Genomic DNA, 17,879 nt, shown 5'->3' with positions numbered 1-17,879 from the left:
GTTGGGACGAAGTGCCGGCTGTGGCGCACGACCTGCCGGCGGTGGCGGAACTGCGGTACCGCTCGCCCTGCGCGACCGTGACATGAGCGGCCGGCGCGGACTCGGCTCGCCGTCCCCGCGGGCGACCTGGCACGGCGGTGAGTCACTGCTGACGTTCGTCCAGCGGGTGGGGGACGGCAGCCGGGTCGTGGCCGTCACGGCGGCGGTCCCCTGAGAACACGTCAACGGCCTCAAGCGGTCCGACCAGCCCCGACACCCCGATCAGCCCGCAGCCCCGAACCGTCCGCCCGGCGACCCGCCCGGCGCCCGGCTCCCGTGTCCCGGTGAGCCGGATCTGCCGCAGGACTCGTCGGTGGCGGCGATAGGGTCCACCCCATGGAGACTCAGGACATCCGGGTGGAGATCGCCCAAGAGGCGGACCAGGAACTCGTCGACGCCTTCGCGCGGATGCTGCCGCAGTTGTCCTCGACGGCCCAGCCCCTCGACCTCGCCGCGCTCGACCGCATCCTGGCCTGTGACGCCAACACCATGCTGATCGCGAGGTCGGCGGCCGGGTCGGTGGTGGGCACCCTCACCCTCGTGATGTTCCCCGCGCCCGCCGGACTGCGGGCCCGTATCGAGGACGTGATCGTGGATCACGCGGCCCGCGGTCAGGGCATCGCGGGTCTGCTGATCAGGGAGGCCATCGGGATGGCCAGGGAGGCCGGGGCCCGTACCGTCGACCTGACGTCCCGCCCCGACCGGGCGGCGGCCAACCGGCTGTACGAGCGGCAGGGGTTCCGCCAGCGGGAGTCGACGGTGTACCGGGTGCCGCTCACGAGCTGACCTCCGGGCCGGGCAGGGCGTCAGGAGGCCATTGCCTCCGGCTCCCGTTCCACCGCCACGAACTCCAGCTCCAGCAGTTCGCCCACCGCCGCCCGGTCCGCCCGGTGGGTGCGCCACAGCCACAGGATGTCCCGGCCGAACGACCAGACCAGCGTGGCCAGGGCCAGGGCCACCACCCCGAAGGTCGCCGCGAACGGCAGGTAGCCGGACGCGGCCACCAGCAGCAGGATCCCCTGGAGCGCGGCCACCGTCTTGCGGGCCATGCTCGGCGGCAGCGGGGCGTTGAGCCAGTTCCAGACACGGGCCGCGGCGACGAAGCCGTAGCGCATGGCGCCGATGAGGAGGACCCACGGGCCCTGGGACATCGACACGTACACGCTGAGCACCAGGATCAGAAACGCGTCGACCTCCATGTCGAACCGCGCGCCCAGCGGCGTAGAGGTGCCCGTCGCACGGGCCACCTTGCCGTCGACGCCGTCGAGGATCAGGGCCACCGCGGTGAGGCCGACGAAGAGGGTGACCGGCGGGGAGTCCTGGAAGGAGTCGGCGACCAGGGCCGTGACCCCGCCGACCAGGGTGGCCCGGCCGAGCGTCACGCGGTTCGCCGGGCCGAAGGACCGCGGCCGGGTGCGGTGCAGCGCCCTGGAGAGCACGGCCCAGGTGGCGACGGCGAAGGCGAGGCCGGTGAGCCAGCCCGCCGGCCCCATGCCGATCGCCGTGCCGAGCAGGGCCAGCAACAGGATCTGAACGCCCGCTCCCACAGCGGTTTCCTGCTGGACCAGCCTTGCTTCGTAAGTGTTGTTCAGGGCCACCGCGCATTCCTCCGGCCAGATGACAGAGTCGATCAAGGCCGCGTACTGTGCGCGGCCTGTGCACATCTCGGTACGTGACGAGGTACGTGCACGGGTTGCCGATCGTTCAGGAGGTTCTCGATGAAGGCCGCGGCACGCGCGTTCTGGCTCCGCTCCCCGGGCCGGGGCGAGGTACGGGAGGTCGCCCTTCCGGTTCCCGGCGAGGACGAGGTGCTGGTCCGCTCGCTGTACTCGGGAGTCAGCAGGGGCACCGAGACACTCGTGTTCCGCGGCCAGGTGCCCGAGAGCCAGTACGCGGCCATGCGGGCACCGTTCCAGGAGGGCGACTTCCCCGGACCCGTGAAGTACGGCTACCTCAGCGTGGGGGTGGTGGAGGAGGGGCCCGCCGCGCTGAAGGGCAGGACCGTCTTCTGTCTGTACCCGCATCAGACGCGGTACGTAGTCCCGGCGAGCGCCGTGACGGTCGTACCGGACGACGTGCCCCCCGCGCGAGCCGTCCTCGCCGGTACCGTCGAGACGGCCGTGAACGCCCTCTGGGACGCGGCGCCCCTGATCGGCGACCGGATCGCGGTGGTCGGCGGCGGCATGGTCGGCAGTTCGGTCGCCGCCCTCCTCGCCCGCTTCCCCGGCGTGCGCCTGCAGCTCGTCGACTCCGATCCCGCCCGCGCCGCGACCGCCGAGGCGCTCGGTGCCGGTTTCGCGTCCCCCGAGGACGCCCTCGGGGACTGCGACCTCGTCGTGCACGCCAGCGCCACCGAACAGGGACTGGCCCGCTCCCTGGAACTCCTCGCCGCCGAGGGCACGGTCGTCGAGCTGAGCTGGTACGGCGACCGGCGTGTCAGCCTGCCGCTCGGCGAGGCCTTCCACTCCCGTCGGCTGACGGTCCGCAGCAGCCAGGTCGGCACCGTCTCACCGGCCCGCGCGAGCCGCGGTTACGGCGACCGGCTCGCCCTCGCGCTGGAACTGCTCGCCGATCCGAGGCTTGACGCCCTCATCACGGGGGAAAGCGCGTTCGAAGAACTTCCGGACGTGATGCCCGGGCTGGCCAGTGGGGAGATTCCGGCTCTCTGTCACCTCGTGAGGTACGGCAAGAGCGCCTGACCTGAGAAAAGAGTGAGACACGGCTGAACACGGGGAAGCGGAGAGCCGTACTACACGGCATCCCCCGGCAGGGATCAGCCGGAGGACCAGACGCGCCGCACCTGGAGGGTCGTCCGTTGTTCAGCATCACCGTCCGCGATCACATCATGATCGCCCACAGCTTCCGCGGCGAGGTCTTCGGGCCCGCGCAGCGTCTGCACGGCGCCACGTTCCTGGTGGACGCCACGTTCCGCCGCGAACAGCTGGACGACGACAACATCGTCGTCGACATCGGACTGGCCACCCAGGAACTCGGTGCCGTCGTCAGCGAGCTGAACTACCGCAATCTCGACAACGAACCCGACTTCGCGGGGGTCAACACCTCCACGGAGTTCCTGGCGAAGGTCATCGCGGACCGGCTCGCCGAGCGCATCGAGAAGGGCGCCCTGGGCGAGGGGGCCAAGGGCCTGGCGGGCCTGACCGTCACGCTGCACGAGTCGCATGTCGCCTGGGCGAGTTACGAGCGTGCCCTGTGACCGACATGACCACCGGGCGGACGGCCACGCTCGACTACGTGCCCGTGCAGCACACCGCCCTCAAGAAGGCGGAGATCATCCCGATGTCCCTGCGCTCCGTGCACTTCGTGATGCCGGGCGGCGTGGACGACCCGACCGCGCCGAGCGGCGGCAACGCCTACGACCGGCGGGTCTGCCTGGACCTGCCCGGCTTCGGCTGGCAGGTCGAGCGGCACGCGGTGGCCGGCAGCTGGCCCCGCCCGGGAGCGGCGGCCCGCACCGAACTGGCCACCACCCTGCGGGACCTGCCCGACGACACCGTCGTCCTCATCGACGGCCTGGTGGCCTGCGGCGTCCCGGAGATCATCGTCCCCGAGGCGCAGCGGCTCAACCTCGCCGTCCTGGTCCATCTGCCGCTCGGCGACGAGACCGGCCTCGAACCCGGGCTCGCCCTCGAACTCGACGCCAGGGAGCGCGAGGTGCTGCGGGCGGTGCCCGCCGTCATCGCCACCAGCGACTGGGCGGTGCGCCGGCTCGTCTCGCACCACGGCCTCGCCCCCGAGCGGGTCCACGTGGCCACCCCCGGCGCCGACATCGCCCCGCTCGCCTCCGGCACCGACGGCGTCTCCCGGCTGCTGTGCGTGGCCGCGGTGACCCCCCGCAAGGGCCAGCACCGGCTGATCGAGGCCCTGGCCGGCGCGCAGGACCTGCCGTGGAGCTGCGTGTGCGTCGGCGGGATCACCCAGGATCCCGAGTACGTCGCGCACCTGCGGATGCTCATCAAGAAGTACGGCCTCCAGGACCGCCTGCACCTTGCCGGACCGCAGGCCGGGGCCGAGCTCGACGCCAGCTACAACGCCGCCGACCTGATGGTCCTCACCTCCTACGCCGAGACCTACGGCATGGCGGTCACCGAGGCCCTCGCGCGCGGCATCCCGGTGCTGGCCACGGACGTCGGCGGACTGCCCGAGGCGGTCGGCCGCGCCCCCGACGGCGGGGTGCCCGGCATCCTCGTCCCGCCGGAGGACCCCGCCGCGCTCGCCGCCGAACTGCGCGGCTGGTTCGGCGAGGCGGACGTACGGCGCAGGCTCAAGGCGGCAGCCCGGGGCCGGCGGGCCGCCCTGGACGGCTGGGCCACCACGGCCCGCAGCCTGGCCGGAGTACTCGGCCGACTCCCGAGCGAGCCCAGGAGGGCGGTATGAGGAAGACGGCGACCCAGCAGAGCGGGAAGATCCCGGCCCAGCCGGGACCTCGAGAGGTGGCCCCGGTGCAGCCTGCTGTTCCCTCCGACGCGGATGCGGTCATCCCCGGTGCCGGTCCCAGCGCCCGCCCCGGCGAGCGGCCCACCGTACGGCTCAGGGACGCCGGTCCCGACGACGCCCCCCGCTACGCCCCCGAGTGGCTGGAGCTGCGGGAGGGGCCCGACGCGGCCGCGCGGGCCGCCGATCTGCTCGACCCGCTGCGCATCCGGCTGGCCAACCTGCCGGGCAAGGCCGGGCTGGTCATCCACGACCTGGGCTGCGGCACCGGCTCGATGGGCCGCTGGCTGGCGTCCCGCCTGGACGGCCCGCAGCACTGGATCCTGCACGACCGGGACCCCTACCTCCTGCACTTCGCGGCCGTCGCCTCCCCGCGCTCCGCCGCCGACGGCAGCCGGGTCACCGTCGAGACGCGCCGCGGCGACGTCGGCCTGCTCACCCCGGACGCCCTCGCCGGCGCCTCCCTGGTGACGGCCTCCGCCCTGCTGGACGTCCTCACCCGCCAGGAGATCGACACCCTCGCCGCCGCCTGCACCGGCGCCGGCTGCCCGGCCCTGCTCACCCTGTCGGTGGCGGGCCGTGTCGAACTCACCCCGTCCGACCCGCTGGACGCGGAGATCGCCGACGCGTTCAACGCCCACCAGCGGCGCGGCGGGCTCCTCGGCCCGGACGCCGTCGCCGCCGCCTGCGAGGCGTTCTCCGAGCGGGGCGCGACGGTACGGCTGCACCCGAGCGCCTGGCGTCTGGGTCCCGCCGAGTCCGCGCTCACCGCGCAGTGGCTGCGCGGCTGGGTGGGCGCGGCCGTCGAGGAGCGCCCCGAACTGAAGGAGCGCGCCGACCGCTACCTCCGGGACCGCCTGGAGGCCTGCCGCGCCGGTGAGCTGAACGTCGTCGTCCACCACAGCGACCTGCTGGCGCTGTCCCGTCCGACGGGCGGAGCGTCATGAGCGTGGAGACGGTGCGGCCGGACACGGGCCGGTCGGCCCGCGCCACCGGCCACACCGAGGAGCGGCTGCCCGTACGGCGGCCCGCGGAACCCGCCGGGCCGGGCCCGCTCACCCACCGGGCCCGCGCCCTGCGGGCCGAGGTGGTCCAGAGCCGGGACGAACTGCTCACGGCACGCACCGAGGCCCTCGTGGCCCGGGCCGAGATCCTCGAAGCCGCCGGCGTGCCCGCCGGGGACCTGACCGGGGCCGCCGTCTCCCATGACCGGATCGGCGTGATCGTCACCGAGTCGAGGCAGCCCAGGACTCCCCGGTGGCGCACCGCCCTGAGCACCGTCCTCAACTCCCGCGCCCTGCGCACCCACTTCGGCACCGTCGCCGGCGTCACTATCCTCGCGCTGCTGCTGTGGCGCCTCGGCACCGGCGTCTTCGTGGAAGGGCTGCGCCGCATCGACGCCCCCGCCGTGTCGGCGGCGCTCGCGATCGGCGTGCTGACCACCGTGTTCAGCGCCTGGCGCTGGCAGTTGGTGGCCCGCGGGCTGCGCATCCGGCTGCCGCTCGGCGAGGCCGTGGCCGACTACTACCGCGCCCTGTTCCTGAACGCGGCCCTGCCCGGCGGTGTCCTCGGCGACGTGCACCGCGCGGTGCGGCACGGGCAGAGCGCGGGCGACATGGGCCGCGGGGTGCGGGCCGTCGTCCTCGAACGGGTCGCCGGCCAGATCGCGTTGGCCGTCGTCGGCGGTGCCGTGCTGCTCACCATGGAGTCCCCGGTACTGGCCGAGGCCCGCCAAGTGGCCCCTGTCGCCGCGCTCGCCGCCCTGGGCGCGCTCGCCGTCGTCGTGGCCCTGCGGATGAACCGGGCCCCCTCCTCCCGCCGGGGCAGGGCCCTGCGCACGACCCTCGGCGAGGCACGCGAGGCGCTGCTCTCCCGCCGCAACTGGCCCGGCGTCGCGCTCTCCTCGGCCGTCGTCCTCGCCGGCCACCTCGGGATGTTCGTGCTCGCCGCGCGCATCGCGGGCTCCGACGCCGCGGTCGCCGTCCTGCTGCCGCTGGCCGTGCTCGCCCTGCTCGCCATGGGACTGCCCCTGAACGTCGGCGGGTTCGGCCCCCGCGAGGGCGTCACCGCCTGGGCGTTCGCCGCCATGGGCCTCGGCGCCGGAGCCGGCCTCGCGACGGCGATCGTGTACGGCGTCCTCAGCTTCGTGGCGAGCCTGCCGGGCGCGGTCGTCCTGGTCGTGCGCTGGTACCAGAGCGTGCGGCGCCCGGCGCGGACCTACCCGGCGTCGGATGCGGTCAGTATCGAGAAATACGTTCCGAAGGATGCCGCGAGGCTCTCCAGCAAGGCTTTCCCCTTTTCCGCCGAGCCCAGTGAAGGGCGCCCGATGACACCGGAATCGGTGTAACCGGACATACCGAGGGTGAGGAGATGACGACGGTCGTCCGCGACGAAATCGGAGGTCTCGTAACCGGGGCGCAGACTTTCCGGGTGCGTGTGCAGAAGAATGGAGGTCTCGATTTCTCCCGCGTGCATGTCGGTGAGCAGCGAGGTCAGCACTCCCGCCTCCGCGCGGGCGGTCTCCCAGTCCTCCGCGGCCGGGAAGAGCGCCATCCACTCCCCGCGGGCGGAAGCCTCCTGGACGACGTTGCCCAGCACGTAGTTCCCCCCGTGCCCGTTGACCACCACCAGGGCCTCGACGCCCGAGCGGCGCAGCGAGGCGGCGATGTCCCGTACCACCGAGTGAAGGGTGACGGCAGAGATGCTGACGGTCCCCGGCCAGGCCGCGTGCTCGTGCGAGCAGGAGATCGTCACCGGGGGCAGGAGGTGCACCGGGTACGCCGCGGCAATCTGCCGCGCGACGGCACAGGCGACCAGCGTGTCGGTCGCCAGGGGCAGGTACCGACCGTGCTGCTCGAAACTCCCGACCGGAAGGACGGCGACCTGAGTTGAGACGCCCGCCCCCCGCGTCCGTACGTCTTCCGTAGTGTCCGTCGGCAACAGACCGTACGCCGCCGACCGTATTCCCGAACCGCTCATCTTTTCACGGCCTTTCGTCTCTGCTTAGGAAACAGATCATGACAGACAAAGTTGGCGTCCTCGGCAAGAAGGCACCACAGCGCACCGGCGTGGAACGCGTGGTGAATGCCCCGCTGCCCACCGTGTACGGGAAATTCCAGGCGGTCGGATACCTCGATCACGACCGCGGTGACGAACAAGTCGCCCTGGTCCACGGCGACATCGGCTCGGACGACGTCCTCGTGCGCCTGCATTCCGAGTGCCTGACCGGCGACGCGTTCGGCTCCCAGCACTGCGAGTGCGGTGACCAGCTGGACGCCGCGATGCGGGCCGTGGTCAAGGCGGGCAGCGGGATCGTCGTCTATCTGCGCGGCCACGAGGGCCGGGGCATAGGCCTGCTCGCCAAGCTGCGCGCGATGGCGCTGCAGGCGGAGGGCCTGGACACCGTCGAGGCGAACCTCGCGCTCGGTCTGCCGGTGGACTCCCGCGACTACGGCGTCGCCGCGGGGATGCTCCACGACCTGGGCGTGAACTCGGTCCGCCTGATGTCCAACAACCCGCTCAAGCGCGAGGCGCTGCTGCGGCACGGCATCGAGGTCTCCGAGACGGTGCCGCTGCTCATCACGCCGTGCGAGAGCAACATCACCTATCTGCGCACCAAGCGGGAGCGCATGGACCACCACCTGCCCCATCTGGACGCGGTGGCCCACCTGTCCTGATCTCCCGGGCGGATTCCGGGAGGGCTGATCCGGACAGGAAGAGGGCATGACCGACGACGTCCTCTTCCTCTCCGGGGAGCAGGTCACCCGCCTGCTCGACGCGGACACGGCCATCGCCTCGCAGCGCGCGGCCTTCACCGCGCTCGGCTCCCGGGCGGCCGACCTGCCGGCGAAGATCATGCATCCGAGCCGCTTCGACGACAGCGTGGTCTTCGCCTACGTCTCCCGGCTCTCCGCCGACTCCGGGGCCGTCGCGAAGTTCGGCAGCGTCAACCCGGGCAACGCGGCGGCCGGGCTGCCCACGATCCACGCCGTGGTCTCGGTGCTCGACCCGGTGACCGGCCGCCTGGCGGCCGTGATGGACGGCGCTGCGGTCACCACCCTGCGCACGGCCGCCGCGAGCGCCGTCGCCGTCGACACCCTGGCCACGCCCGACAGCACCGACCTGGCCGTCCTCGGCTCGGGCACCCAGGCCCTGGCCCATGTGCGGGCGATCTCCCGGGTGCGGGCCCTGACGTCCGTACGGCTGTGGAGCCCGACCCCGCGCCACCGGACCCGCGCCGCCCGGGCGCTGGCCGACCTCGGCCTCCCCGTCGAGGCGGCCGGCAGCGCCGAGGAGGCGGTGACCGGCGCCTCCCTGGTCGCGGCCTGCACGCTGAGCACGACCCCGGTGGTGCGCGGCGAGTGGCTCGCGCCCGGGTGCACGGTGGTGAGCGTGGGGTCCTTCGAACCCACCCGCCGGGAGGTGGACCCCGAGGTCCTGCGGCGCGCGGTGCTCTCCGGGGCCGTCGTCGTGGACGACCCGGCGACCGCGGCGGAGCACGCCGGGCCGGTCGTGGACGCGCTCCGCACGGGGCTGCTGACCGAACTCGTGGGACTGGGCGCCGTCCTGACCGGACGAGCCACGGCCCGCACCGGCCCCGATGACATCGTCTACTACAACAGCGTCGGCCTCGGCATCCAGGACGCGGCCGCGGCCTGGGCCGTGGTGCGGGCGGCGAAGGGGGAGCACCGGTGAGCGCCCGCACGGCCGGCGTCGTCGTCATCGGCGGCGGGGTCATGGGCACCAGCATCACCCGCCACCTGGTGCGCGCCGGCGTACCGGACGTGGTGCTCGTCGAGCGTGACGAGCTCGCCTCCGGCTCCACCTCGAAGGCGGCGGGCGGGGTACGGGCGCAGTTCTCCGACGAGCTCAACATCCGGCTCGGGGCCCGCAGCCTGGAGGCGTTCGGCCGCTTCGAGCAGGACACCGGGCAGGACATCGGACTGCACCGGGCCGGCTATCTGTTCCTGCTGTCGACGCCCGAGGAGGTCGCCTCCTTCGAGCGGAGCGTCCGCCTCCAGAACTCCCTCGGCGTCCCGAGCCGCATGATCGACCCGGCCGAGGCCCGCCGGCTCTCCCCGCTCATCACCACCGACGGCCTCCTCGCCGCCGCCTTCTCGCCCGAGGACGGCCACTGCACCCCCGAGTCCGTGGTGTACGGCTACGCGGCCGACGCCCGCCGCCACGGCGCGACGATCCTGCGCCACACCGAGGTCACCGGCATCGAACGGCACGGCGCCGAGATCACCGCCGTCACGACGACCCGCGGCAGGATCGCCACCGGCACCGTGATCTGCGCGGCCGGCGCCTGGTCGCGGGCCGTCGGCGCGATGGCCGGCGTGGACCTGCCGGTCGAACCGCTGCGCCGCCAGATCGCCCTCACCGAACCGGTCCCGGGACTGCCGCCCGGCCTCCCCATGACCATCGACTTCACCAGCAGCCTCTACTTCCACCGCGAGGGCCCCGGCCTCCTCCTCGGCATGTCCGACCCCGACGAGACCCCGGGCTTCGACACCGCCGCCCACGACCGCTGGATCCCCCGTCTGGCCGAGGCCATGCAGCACCGCGCCCCCGCCCTGCTCGACCTGCGCCGCACCGGCGGCTGGGCCGGCCTGTACGAGATAACCCCGGACCACAACGCCCTGATCGGCGAGGCCACTTCGGTCACCCGCTTCCTGTACGCGACGGGGTTCTCCGGTCACGGATTCCTCCAGGGACCGGCCGTCGGCGAGGTCGTCCGCGACCTGTACCTCGGCCGCGTACCCTTCGTGGACATCAGCCCGCTCAGCGCCGGCCGGTTCGCGGCCGACGCCCCGCGCCCGGAGGCCAACCGCGTATGACCGAGCTCCATCTGTGGCTGCGCCACGAGGTCCGCTCCACCGAGCGACGCACCCCCGTCGTGCCGTCCGACGCACGGCGGCTCGTCGACAGCGGCGTGACGCTGACCGTCGAGGAGTCCCCGCAGCGGATCTTCCCGATCGAGCAGTACGAGGCGGTCGGCTGCGGTGTCGCCCCCGCGGGTTCCTGGGCCTCCCGGGCCCCCGAGGACGCCGTGGTCGTCGGCCTGAAGGAACTCCCCGACGTGCCGGCCGCCCTGACACACCGGCACGTCTTCTTCGGGCACGCCTACAAGGAGCAGCCGGGCGCCCGGGAACTGCTGCGCCGCTTCGCCGCCGGGGGAGGGGCCCTCCTCGACCTGGAGTACCTGGTCGACGACCACGGCCGCAGGCTCGCCGCCTTCGGGTACTGGGCCGGCTACCTGGGCGCGGCCCTGGCCGTGCTCCAGCACCGGGGCCGACTGTCCGCGCCCCTCACCCCCACCTCGCGGCAGGAACTCGAACAGGCGCTGCGGCCCGTCGCCGGGGACGAGGAGTTCACGGCGCTGGTGATCGGGGCCCTGGGCCGCAGCGGACGGGGCGCCCGCGTCGCGCTGAGCGCCGCCGGGGTCGACCCGACCTGCTGGGACCTGGACGAGACCCGTGACCTGGACCGCCCGGCCCTGCTCGGCCACGACCTGCTGGTGAACTGCGTCCTCGCCACCGCCCCGATCCCGCCCTTCGTCCGCGAGACCGACCTGGACGACCCGGCCCGCCGGCTGCGCACCCTCTCCGACGTCACCTGCGACGTCGGCTCGCCCCTGAACGTCCTGCCGGTCTACGACCGCACCACCGAGTGGGCCGAGCCGGTCCGCCGGCTGCACAAGGAGCCCCCGCTCGACCTGATCGCCATCGACAACCTGCCGTCCCTGCTTCCCGAGGAGTCGAGCGTCGACTTCTCGGCCTCCCTGCTGCCCCTGCTGCTGGAGTTCGGGGGCGACGGCCCGTGGGGGCGCTCTCTGGACCGGTTCCACCAGGCATGCCGTGAACTCGGCATCGACGAAGGGGAGTTGCGCCGTGGCTGACCTGGTACCCGCGACCGGCACCGTCCACTGGATCGGCGCCGGGCTCTCCACCGGCAGCGGTCTGGCCGACCTGTGCGACACCGCTGACCGCGTCCTGCTGTGGCACCGCACCGAGGAGCGGGCGGAGCAGGCCCTCGAAGGGCTGCGGCTCAACGGGCGGGCCCAGCCCCGCGCCTATGCGCTGTCCGAGCTCGTGGCCGAACTGGCTCCCGGCGACGTCGTCGTGTCGATGCTGCCCGCGCCCGAGCACGCCGGGATCCTGGCCGCCTGTGTCCGCGAGCAGGCCCACTTCGCCTGCTCGAGCTATGTGACCGAGACCGTCCTCGCACACGTCCCGGCGGCCCGGAAGGCGGGGCTCGTCGTTCTCACCGAGGCGGGCCTCGACCCGGGGATCGACCACCTCTTCGCGCACAGCCTCGTCGCCCGGGCCCGCGCGGCGATCGGCGACGGGACGCCGGCGTCGTACGGTCTCACCTCCTACTGCGGCGGTGTGCCCGCCGTCCCGAACGACTTCAGGTACCGCTTCAGCTGGGCCCCCGCCGGAGTCCTGAACGCCCTGCGCTCACCCGCCCGTTACATCGACCAGGGCACCGCGACCACCGCCGAGCGCCCCTGGGAGGCGACCCGGCGCCATGTCGTGGACGGCGAGACCTTCGAGGTCTACCCCAACCGCGACAGCCTCCCCTTCGTCGAGCAGTACGGACTGCCGGACGCCTGGACCCCGCGGACCTTCGTCCGCGGGACCCTGCGTCTGGACGGCTGGCTGCGGGCCTGGGAACCGGTCTTCGAGGAGTTGCGCACCGGCGACGACACCCGGATCGCCGCCCTGGCCAAGGAGTTGGCCGCCAGGTACCCGACGACGTCCGCCGACCGGGACCGGGTCGTCCTCGCCGTCTCCCTCGACGTGCGCGCCGAGGACGGCCGCACCTGGTCCGGCGGCTACCTCCTCGACCTGGTGGGCGACGAGGAGGACAGTGCCATGGCCCGCTGCGTCTCGCGCACCCTCGCGCTCGGCGTCGGCCACATCCTGGACGGCTCGCTGCCCGCGGGGCTGCACCGCGCCGCCGAAACCGCGGCCCGCTCGGAGCAGTGGCTGGGCGAACTGGCCCGCGGCGGCGTGCACTTCACCCTGCGCGTCGATCAGTAGGGCTCAGGCCAGGACAGCCTCGTGCACCAGCCGCTTGAGGTCGGGGAAGAGCTTCAGCGATTTCGGCCGGACCTGGGTGTAGAACTGCACGGTCAGATCGCGGCCCGGGTCGACCCAGAAGGTCGTGGACGCCGCCCCGCTCCAGCCGAAGGTGCCGAGGGTCGAGGGGGCCAGGGTGCGGTCGGGGTCGATGACCACGGAGACGCCGAGGCCGAAGCCGATGCCGTCGTTGCCGGGCTCGTCATGGGCCGGTTTGGTGCCGAACGCGCGCAGGTCGGCGCCGCCCGGCAGGTGGTTGGAGGTCATCAGGTCCACCGTGTCGGCGGACAGCAGGCGGGTGCCGTCCAGTTCGCCGCGGCGGCGCAAAAGTTCGGCGAAGCGGTGGATGTCGTACGCCGACGCGGCCAGGCCGCCGCTGCCGGACAGCAGTCGGGGGCGGCCCCGCAGCGGGACTCCGGGGACCGGCTCGATGCTGCCGTCGTCCTTCTCGCCGTACAACTCCGCAAGCCGGACCGCCTGTTGGTCCGTCACCCAGAAGCCGGCGTCGGTCATCCCCAGGGGGTCGAAGACGCGCTCGGCGAAGAAGGCGTCGAGGGTCTGGCCGGACGCGATCTCGATGACCCGGCCCAGGACGTTGGAGGCGACCGAGTAGTTCCACTGGGTGCCCGGCTCGAACTGGAGGGGCAGGCTCGCGTACACGTCCACCGTCTTCGCGAGGTCCGAGCCGGGCAGCACGGACGACTCCAGGCCGGCCTCGCGGTAGAGGGCGTCGACCGGGTGGGAGTGGTAGAAGGCGAAGGTCAGGCCCGCGGTGTGGGTCATCAGATGCCGGACCAGTACCGGGCCGTCGGCGGGGCGGGTGGTGAGGCTGTCGCCGGAGCCGTCCACGTAGACGCGGGGCCGCGCGAACGCCGGCAGGTACTCGGCGACCGGGTCGTCCAGCGACAGCCGGCCCTCCTCGACCAGGATCAGGGCGGCCACCGCGGTGACCGGCTTGGTCATGGAGTAGATCCGCCACAGGGTGTCGGCCTCGACCGGCAGGCCGGCCGCGAGGTCCCGCCGGCCGTGCGCGGTGAGGTGGGCGACGCGTCCGCCGCGGGCGACGGACACCAGGAAGCCGGGTATCCGGCCCTCGTCGACATGGTGGGCGAAGTGCTGGTCGAGGCGGTCGAGCGCCTTCGCGTCCAGTCCCACCTCACCGGGATCGACCTCTTGCCGAAGCTGTGCCATCGCTCTCCTCCGTCGCAACCGTCGAGGTGCGGACCGACATACCCGGTCCGGACCACCTCAGACATCATCGTCGCTCAGAAAACCGCGACGAGCTGCGGGTCTGCCCGGAATCGGGAGCGCGGGAATGCCGGGCCCGGGCGGGCCGGTTGATCGTGTCATGACCGAGGACGCGACACAGGACGCACTGCTCCGGCTGCTCTCCGAGAGCCACGGCGGGGTGTTGACCTCCCTCAAGCGCGACGGCCGGCCCCAGCTGTCGAACGTGACCCACGCCTACTACCCCGACGAGCGGATCATCCGGGTCTCCCTCACGGACGACCGCGCCAAGACCCGCAATCTGCGCCGGGATCCCCGTGCGTCGTACCACGTGACCACGGCGGACAGATGGGCGTACACGGTCGCCGAGGGGACGGCCGACCTCACTCCTGTGGCCGGGGACCCGCACGACGACACGGTCGAGGAACTCGTCCGTCTGTACCGCGACGTGCAGGGCGAGCACCCCGACTGGGACGACTACCGCGCGGCGATGGTCCGCGACCGCCGCCTGGTACTCCGCTTGCGGGTGGAGCGGGCGTACGGAATCCCCACCGGGCCGAACACCGACTGACGGAGCGCGACCCCTGCCTGACCTGGACACCGCTGGTCGCCCCGTGACCGCCGCGAGCGGCAGCACCGGCGGGCCGGTCCTACGACCCCGGGTGCAGGGCGGATGGCCGATGTGGTGGGAGTGGTGGCTGTCTACGGTGGGTGGCACTCCTAGGGAAGAGGTCACCGTGTCCGTCGACGGCCGAAGTCACATCCGCATCGCCCGCCCCTCCCGGGACCTGGCCGCCGCCGAACGGTTCTGGGTCGAGGGGCTCGGGCTCGGGGTCGTGTGGCGGGCCGAGGGCGGTCCGGAACCCGGTGAGCACGACCTCCTGATGCTCGGCATGCCGGAGGCCGGCTGGCATCTGGAGCTGGTCCACGAGCAGGGCCGGCCCGTCGAGCCCCGTCCCACCGAGGAGGACCTGTTGGTGATCTACCTCGACGGGCCGGTGCCGGAGGACCTGATCACCCGCCTGGAGGCCCACGGCGGCAAGCGGGTGCCGTCGCCGAACCCGTACTGGAACGAGTGGGGCGTCACCGTGCAGGACCCGGACGGGTACCGGCTGGTGCTGTGCACGCGGGGCTGGTCGAACGGCTAGGCGGGCGGGCCCGTGCCCCCGAAGGGGCAGGGGCTCGGTCAGGCCGTCACCTTCTCGGGGCGGGGCACCTCCCGGGGCGCCCGTGAGCCGAGTTCCTCCGTGGGGACCCTGTGGGTCTCACGGGCCGTTGCGGCGGCGATCAGCGGCGGGACGCACAGGGCCGCGGTGAACAGGGCCACCGAGGACCAGTCGGTGCCGTCGGGGCCCGCGATCCGAGCCGCGAAGGTGACCGCGAAACCGGCCACCGCGAAGCCGATCTGGGTCCCGATCGCCATGCCCGACAGCCGGACCCGGGTGGAGAACATCTCGCCGTAGAAGGACGGCCAGACGCCGTTCGCGGCGCTGTAGACGACACCGAAGGCGACGATGCCGAGCAGCAGCGTCAGCGGGTAGTTGCCCGTGGAGATCGCCCACAGGTAGAGGAACATCGTCACCGCGCTGCCCGCGGCGCCGATCAGGAAGACCGGGCGCCGGCCGACGCGGTCCGACAGCGTGGCCCACAGCGGGATCGCCGCGAGCGCGACGAGGTTGGCCAGCGCGCCCACCCACAGCATCGAGGACCGGCTCATCCCGACCGCGTCACTCGTCGCGTACGCCAGCGCCCACACCGTGAAGATCGTGGAGACCGAGGCGATCAGCGCGCCCCCGATCACCCGCAGCACGTCCGCCCAGTGCTCCCGCAGCAGCACCGCGAGCGGCAGCTTCGGGACGTCCCCGGAGGCGGCCTGCTGCTCGAACGCCGGTGTCTCGTCCAGTTTGCGGCGGATCACGAAGCCGACCACGGCGACCGCCACGCTCAGCCAGAACGGCACCCGCCAGCCCCAGGACAGCAGCTGGTCCTCGGGCAGCGCGGCCACCGGCAGGAAGACCAGGGTGGCGAGCAGCTGCCCGCCCTGGGTGCCGCTGAGCGTGAAGCTCGTGAAGAACCCCCGCCGGTGCGCCGGCGCGTGTTCCAGACTCATGGAGTTGGCGCTGGCCTGCTCACCGGCCGCCGAGATGCCCTGCAGGACCCGGCACAGCACCAGCAGGACCGGGGCGAGGGTGCCGACCTGGTGGCGGGTGGGCAGACAGCCGATGAGGAAGGTCGACAGGCCCATCAGGATCAGCGTGAAGACCATGATCTTCTTACGGCCGACCCGGTCGCCGAAGTGGCCGAGGAAGAGCGCGCCGACCGGCCGCGCCGCGTAGGCGACACCGAACGTGGCCAGCGACAGCAGGGTCGCGGTGGCCGGGTCGGACTCGTCGAAGAACACCTTCGGGAAGATCAGGGCGGCAGCGCTGCCGTAGATGAAGAAGTCGTAGTACTCGAGGGCGCTGCCGATCCAGGCGGCGACGGCGGCCTTTTTCGGTTGCCCGACGGCTTCGGCGGGGACGGACACGGGGTGCTCCTTCGGGGGGACTCCGGGAGCTATCCAGGTAATTAACCCACTGGATAGTTAGTAGCGGTTGCGGAGGATGTTGCGCCCGCAGGTCCCCCGTGTCAAGGGGTCGCGCCGGGCGTGGATCAGTCCGCCGCGCGCTCCGCCGTCAGATAGGCGATCACCATGTCGCCCAGCATCGTGCGGTAGTGCGCGCGCTGCTCCGGGGCGACGAGGTCGCGGCCGAAGAGGGCGCCGAAGGTGTGCCGGTTGGCCACCCGGAAGAAGCAGAACGAGCTGATCATCGCGTGCAGGTCGACCGCGTCCACGTCGGCCGTGAACAGCCCCGACTCCTGCCCCGAGGCCAGGATGCGGCTGATCACGTCGAGCGCGGGCGAGCCGATCCTGGCGAGCTTCTCGGAGGCGGCGATGTGCTCGGCCCCGTGGATGTTCTCGATGCTGACCAGGCGGATGAAGTCGGGGTGCTGCTCGTGGTGGTCGAAGGTCAGCTCCGCGAGGCGCCGGATCGCCGCGACCGGGTCCAGGTGCTCGACGTCCAGCTCCTGCTCGGCCTCCCGGATCACGCCGTACGCCCGCTCCAGGACGGCGGTGAACAGCTGCTCCTTGCCGCCGAAGTAGTAGTAGATCATCCGCTTGGTGGTGCGGGTGCGGGCGGCGATCTCGTCCACCCGGGCGCCGTCGTAGCCGGCCCGCGCGAACTCCTGGGTGGCCACGTCGAGGATCTCGGCCTGGGTGCGGGCGGCGTCGCGGGTCCGCACGCCGGATCGTGCCGGTTCGTCGACGCTGGTCATCGGGTTCCTTCGGGAGAGCGGCCGGTGCCGCAGATTCTAGAAGGCGCCGCCCTGCTCTTCCCCGGCGGCCGTCCGGCTGATATAGCTAACGTACTGGTTCGTACATTAATGCTCGCCCGGGAGGTCCGCGTGGCCAAGGACTCGTTTCTCGTCGGACTGATCGGCGCAGGTGTCGGCCCCTCGCTCAGCCCGGCGCTGCACGAGCGGGAGGCGGACCGCCAGGGCCTGCGGTATCTGTACCGGCTCATCGACATCGACGTGCTCGGCGCGCGCCCCGAGGCGGTCGGCGAGCTGGTGCGGGCCGCCCGCGACCTGGGATTCGACGGGCTGAACATCACCCACCCCTGCAAGCAGCTCGTCCTCGGGCACCTGGACGCCCTCGCCCCGCAGGCCGAGGCGCTCGGCGCGGTCAACACCGTCGTCTTCGAGAACGGCCGGGCGACCGGGCACAACACCGACGTGACCGGCTTCGCCGCGTCCTTCGCGCGCGGCCTGCCCGACGTGCCCCTGGAGCGGGTCGTGCAGCTGGGCGCGGGCGGCGCGGGCGCCGCCGTCGCGCACGCCATGCTCACCCTGGGCGCCGGGCGGGTCACCGTCGTCGACGCCCTCGCCGACCGGGCCGCCGGCCTCGCCGCCGCCCTGAACCGCCACTTCGGCGAGGGACGCGCGGTCGCGGCCGCCCCGGACCGGCTGGCCCCGCTGCTGGCCGGCGCCGACGGCCTCGTGCACGCCACCCCCACCGGCATGGCCGCCCAC

At 72.9% G+C, this 17,879-nt stretch carries 18 protein-coding genes and 2 pseudogenes; 15 read left to right on the top strand and 5 right to left on the bottom strand.

Annotation, left to right across the window (positions count from 1 at the left end; translation table 11 throughout):
- Both EHS43_RS47070 and EHS43_RS16275 read left to right on the top strand, forming a co-directional pair.
- Positions 1-214: pseudogene (locus EHS43_RS47070) on the top strand (hypothetical protein); the annotation flags it as partial.
- 161 nt (positions 215-375) lie between these two features.
- Positions 376-825, top strand: a complete 450-nt coding sequence (locus EHS43_RS16275) for an N-acetyltransferase (RefSeq protein ID WP_125191485.1) — start codon at positions 376-378, stop codon at positions 823-825.
- Positions 826-845: 20 nt separating this feature from the next.
- On the opposite strand, the gene EHS43_RS16270 is transcribed toward EHS43_RS16275, so the two are convergent.
- Positions 846-1,637, bottom strand: coding sequence for a CDP-alcohol phosphatidyltransferase family protein (locus tag EHS43_RS16270; protein ID WP_125191486.1), 792 nt, complete (start codon positions 1,635-1,637; stop codon positions 846-848).
- Between the two features lie 120 nt (positions 1,638-1,757).
- Here EHS43_RS16270 and EHS43_RS16265 point away from each other — a divergent pair, with 120 nt between their 5' ends.
- From EHS43_RS16265 to EHS43_RS47745, 5 genes and pseudogenes are all read left to right on the top strand, one after another.
- On the top strand, positions 1,758-2,738 hold the full coding sequence (locus EHS43_RS16265; protein WP_125191484.1) for a zinc-binding alcohol dehydrogenase: 981 nt from the start codon (positions 1,758-1,760) through the stop codon (positions 2,736-2,738).
- Between the two features lie 116 nt (positions 2,739-2,854).
- Complete coding sequence (locus tag EHS43_RS16260) at positions 2,855-3,253, top strand: 6-carboxytetrahydropterin synthase (protein WP_020123858.1); 399 nt, start codon at positions 2,855-2,857, stop codon at positions 3,251-3,253.
- Between the two features lie 5 nt (positions 3,254-3,258).
- The gene (locus EHS43_RS16255) at positions 3,259-4,434 is read left to right on the top strand and encodes a glycosyltransferase family 4 protein (protein ID WP_260470557.1); all 1,176 of its coding nucleotides are present in this window, start codon (positions 3,259-3,261) and stop codon (positions 4,432-4,434) included.
- Positions 4,431-5,438 carry a class I SAM-dependent methyltransferase gene (locus EHS43_RS16250; RefSeq protein ID WP_125191482.1) on the top strand — a complete coding sequence of 336 codons (1,008 nt, stop codon included), beginning with the start codon at positions 4,431-4,433 and terminating at the stop codon, positions 5,436-5,438. The genes EHS43_RS16255 and EHS43_RS16250 overlap by 4 nt, the downstream gene beginning before the upstream one ends.
- A pseudogene (locus EHS43_RS47745) lies at positions 5,435-6,643 on the top strand (lysylphosphatidylglycerol synthase transmembrane domain-containing protein); the annotation flags it as partial. The gene EHS43_RS16250 and the pseudogene EHS43_RS47745, both read left to right, overlap by 4 nt.
- 65 nt (positions 6,644-6,708) lie before the next feature.
- Here the strand turns inward: EHS43_RS47745 and EHS43_RS16240 are convergent.
- Positions 6,709-7,470 (bottom strand): creatininase family protein, encoded by a 762-nt coding sequence (locus tag EHS43_RS16240; protein ID WP_125191480.1) that lies wholly within the window; start codon positions 7,468-7,470, stop codon positions 6,709-6,711.
- A gap of 38 nt (positions 7,471-7,508) precedes the next feature.
- Here EHS43_RS16240 and ribA point away from each other — a divergent pair, with 38 nt between their 5' ends.
- Genes ribA through EHS43_RS16215 form a run of 5 tightly spaced genes read left to right on the top strand, consistent with a single transcriptional unit; the run spans position 7,509 to position 12,539 of the window.
- Positions 7,509-8,168 (top strand): GTP cyclohydrolase II, encoded by a 660-nt coding sequence (gene ribA, locus EHS43_RS16235; protein WP_125191479.1) that lies wholly within the window; start codon positions 7,509-7,511, stop codon positions 8,166-8,168.
- Between the two features lie 46 nt (positions 8,169-8,214).
- The gene (locus EHS43_RS16230; protein ID WP_125191478.1) at positions 8,215-9,186 is read left to right on the top strand and encodes an ornithine cyclodeaminase family protein; all 972 of its coding nucleotides are present in this window, start codon (positions 8,215-8,217) and stop codon (positions 9,184-9,186) included.
- The gene (locus tag EHS43_RS16225; RefSeq protein ID WP_125191477.1) at positions 9,183-10,331 is read left to right on the top strand and encodes an FAD-binding oxidoreductase; all 1,149 of its coding nucleotides are present in this window, start codon (positions 9,183-9,185) and stop codon (positions 10,329-10,331) included. The genes EHS43_RS16230 and EHS43_RS16225 overlap by 4 nt, the downstream gene beginning before the upstream one ends.
- On the top strand, positions 10,328-11,392 hold the full coding sequence (locus EHS43_RS16220; RefSeq protein WP_125191476.1) for a saccharopine dehydrogenase: 1,065 nt from the start codon (positions 10,328-10,330) through the stop codon (positions 11,390-11,392). The genes EHS43_RS16225 and EHS43_RS16220 overlap by 4 nt, the downstream gene beginning before the upstream one ends.
- Positions 11,385-12,539: a saccharopine dehydrogenase family protein gene (locus tag EHS43_RS16215; RefSeq protein ID WP_125191475.1), complete on the top strand. Its 1,155-nt coding sequence runs from the start codon at positions 11,385-11,387 to the stop codon at positions 12,537-12,539. Before EHS43_RS16220 ends, EHS43_RS16215 begins: the two co-directional genes overlap by 8 nt.
- Positions 12,540-12,542: 3 nt before the next feature.
- Here EHS43_RS16215 and EHS43_RS16210 read toward each other — a convergent pair whose 3' ends face one another.
- Entirely contained in the window at positions 12,543-13,769 is a 1,227-nt protein-coding gene (locus EHS43_RS16210; RefSeq protein ID WP_125191474.1) for a serine hydrolase, read from the bottom strand.
- Positions 13,770-13,926: 157 nt separating this feature from the next.
- On the opposite strand from EHS43_RS16210, the gene EHS43_RS16205 reads away from it, so the two are divergent.
- Together EHS43_RS16205 and EHS43_RS16200 are read left to right on the top strand one after the other, a co-directional pair.
- Positions 13,927-14,376: a PPOX class F420-dependent oxidoreductase gene (locus EHS43_RS16205; protein ID WP_125191473.1), complete on the top strand. Its 450-nt coding sequence runs from the start codon at positions 13,927-13,929 to the stop codon at positions 14,374-14,376.
- A gap of 166 nt (positions 14,377-14,542) precedes the next feature.
- Positions 14,543-14,953: a VOC family protein gene (locus EHS43_RS16200; protein WP_125191472.1), complete on the top strand. Its 411-nt coding sequence runs from the start codon at positions 14,543-14,545 to the stop codon at positions 14,951-14,953.
- 38 nt (positions 14,954-14,991) lie between these two features.
- Here the strand turns inward: EHS43_RS16200 and EHS43_RS16195 are convergent, their stop codons facing one another.
- A complete protein-coding gene (locus EHS43_RS16195) occupies positions 14,992-16,332 on the bottom strand; it encodes an MFS transporter (RefSeq protein WP_125191471.1) in 1,341 nt (446 codons plus the stop codon).
- Positions 16,333-16,457: 125 nt separating this feature from the next.
- A complete protein-coding gene (locus EHS43_RS16190) occupies positions 16,458-17,123 on the bottom strand; it encodes a TetR/AcrR family transcriptional regulator (protein ID WP_125191470.1) in 666 nt (221 codons plus the stop codon).
- 129 nt (positions 17,124-17,252) lie between these two features.
- On the opposite strand from EHS43_RS16190, the gene EHS43_RS16185 reads away from it, so the two are divergent.
- A partial coding sequence (locus tag EHS43_RS16185) for a shikimate dehydrogenase (protein ID WP_125191469.1) occupies positions 17,253-17,879 on the top strand: 627 nt, incomplete at its 3' end.

The organism is Streptomyces sp. RP5T, assembly GCF_003933965.1.
Taxonomy (GTDB): Bacteria; Actinomycetota; Actinomycetes; order Streptomycetales; family Streptomycetaceae; genus Streptomyces.
The sequence above is the reverse complement of the archived record's forward strand: the minus strand, read 5'-3'. Positions and strand labels throughout refer to the sequence as shown.

Excerpts from the sequence above, each read along its gene's own strand:
- EHS43_RS16205 (WP_125191473.1), top strand. The coding sequence starts at position 13,927 with ATGACCGAGGACGCGACACAGGACGCACTGCTCCGGCTGCTCTCCGAG.
- EHS43_RS16250 (WP_125191482.1), top strand. The coding sequence starts at position 4,431 with ATGAGGAAGACGGCGACCCAGCAGAGCGGGAAGATCCCGGCCCAGCCG.
- EHS43_RS16275 (WP_125191485.1), top strand. The coding sequence starts at position 376 with ATGGAGACTCAGGACATCCGGGTGGAGATCGCCCAAGAGGCGGACCAG.
- EHS43_RS16255 (WP_260470557.1), top strand. The coding sequence starts at position 3,259 with ATGACCACCGGGCGGACGGCCACGCTCGACTACGTGCCCGTGCAGCAC.
- ribA (WP_125191479.1), top strand. The coding sequence starts at position 7,509 with ATGACAGACAAAGTTGGCGTCCTCGGCAAGAAGGCACCACAGCGCACC.
- EHS43_RS16190 (WP_125191470.1), bottom strand. The coding sequence starts at position 17,123 with ATGACCAGCGTCGACGAACCGGCACGATCCGGCGTGCGGACCCGCGAC.
- EHS43_RS16210 (WP_125191474.1), bottom strand. The coding sequence starts at position 13,769 with ATGGCACAGCTTCGGCAAGAGGTCGATCCCGGTGAGGTGGGACTGGAC.
- EHS43_RS16265 (WP_125191484.1), top strand. The coding sequence starts at position 1,758 with ATGAAGGCCGCGGCACGCGCGTTCTGGCTCCGCTCCCCGGGCCGGGGC.
- EHS43_RS16240 (WP_125191480.1), bottom strand. The coding sequence starts at position 7,470 with ATGAGCGGTTCGGGAATACGGTCGGCGGCGTACGGTCTGTTGCCGACG.
- EHS43_RS16220 (WP_125191476.1), top strand. The coding sequence starts at position 10,328 with ATGACCGAGCTCCATCTGTGGCTGCGCCACGAGGTCCGCTCCACCGAG.
- EHS43_RS16230 (WP_125191478.1), top strand. The coding sequence starts at position 8,215 with ATGACCGACGACGTCCTCTTCCTCTCCGGGGAGCAGGTCACCCGCCTG.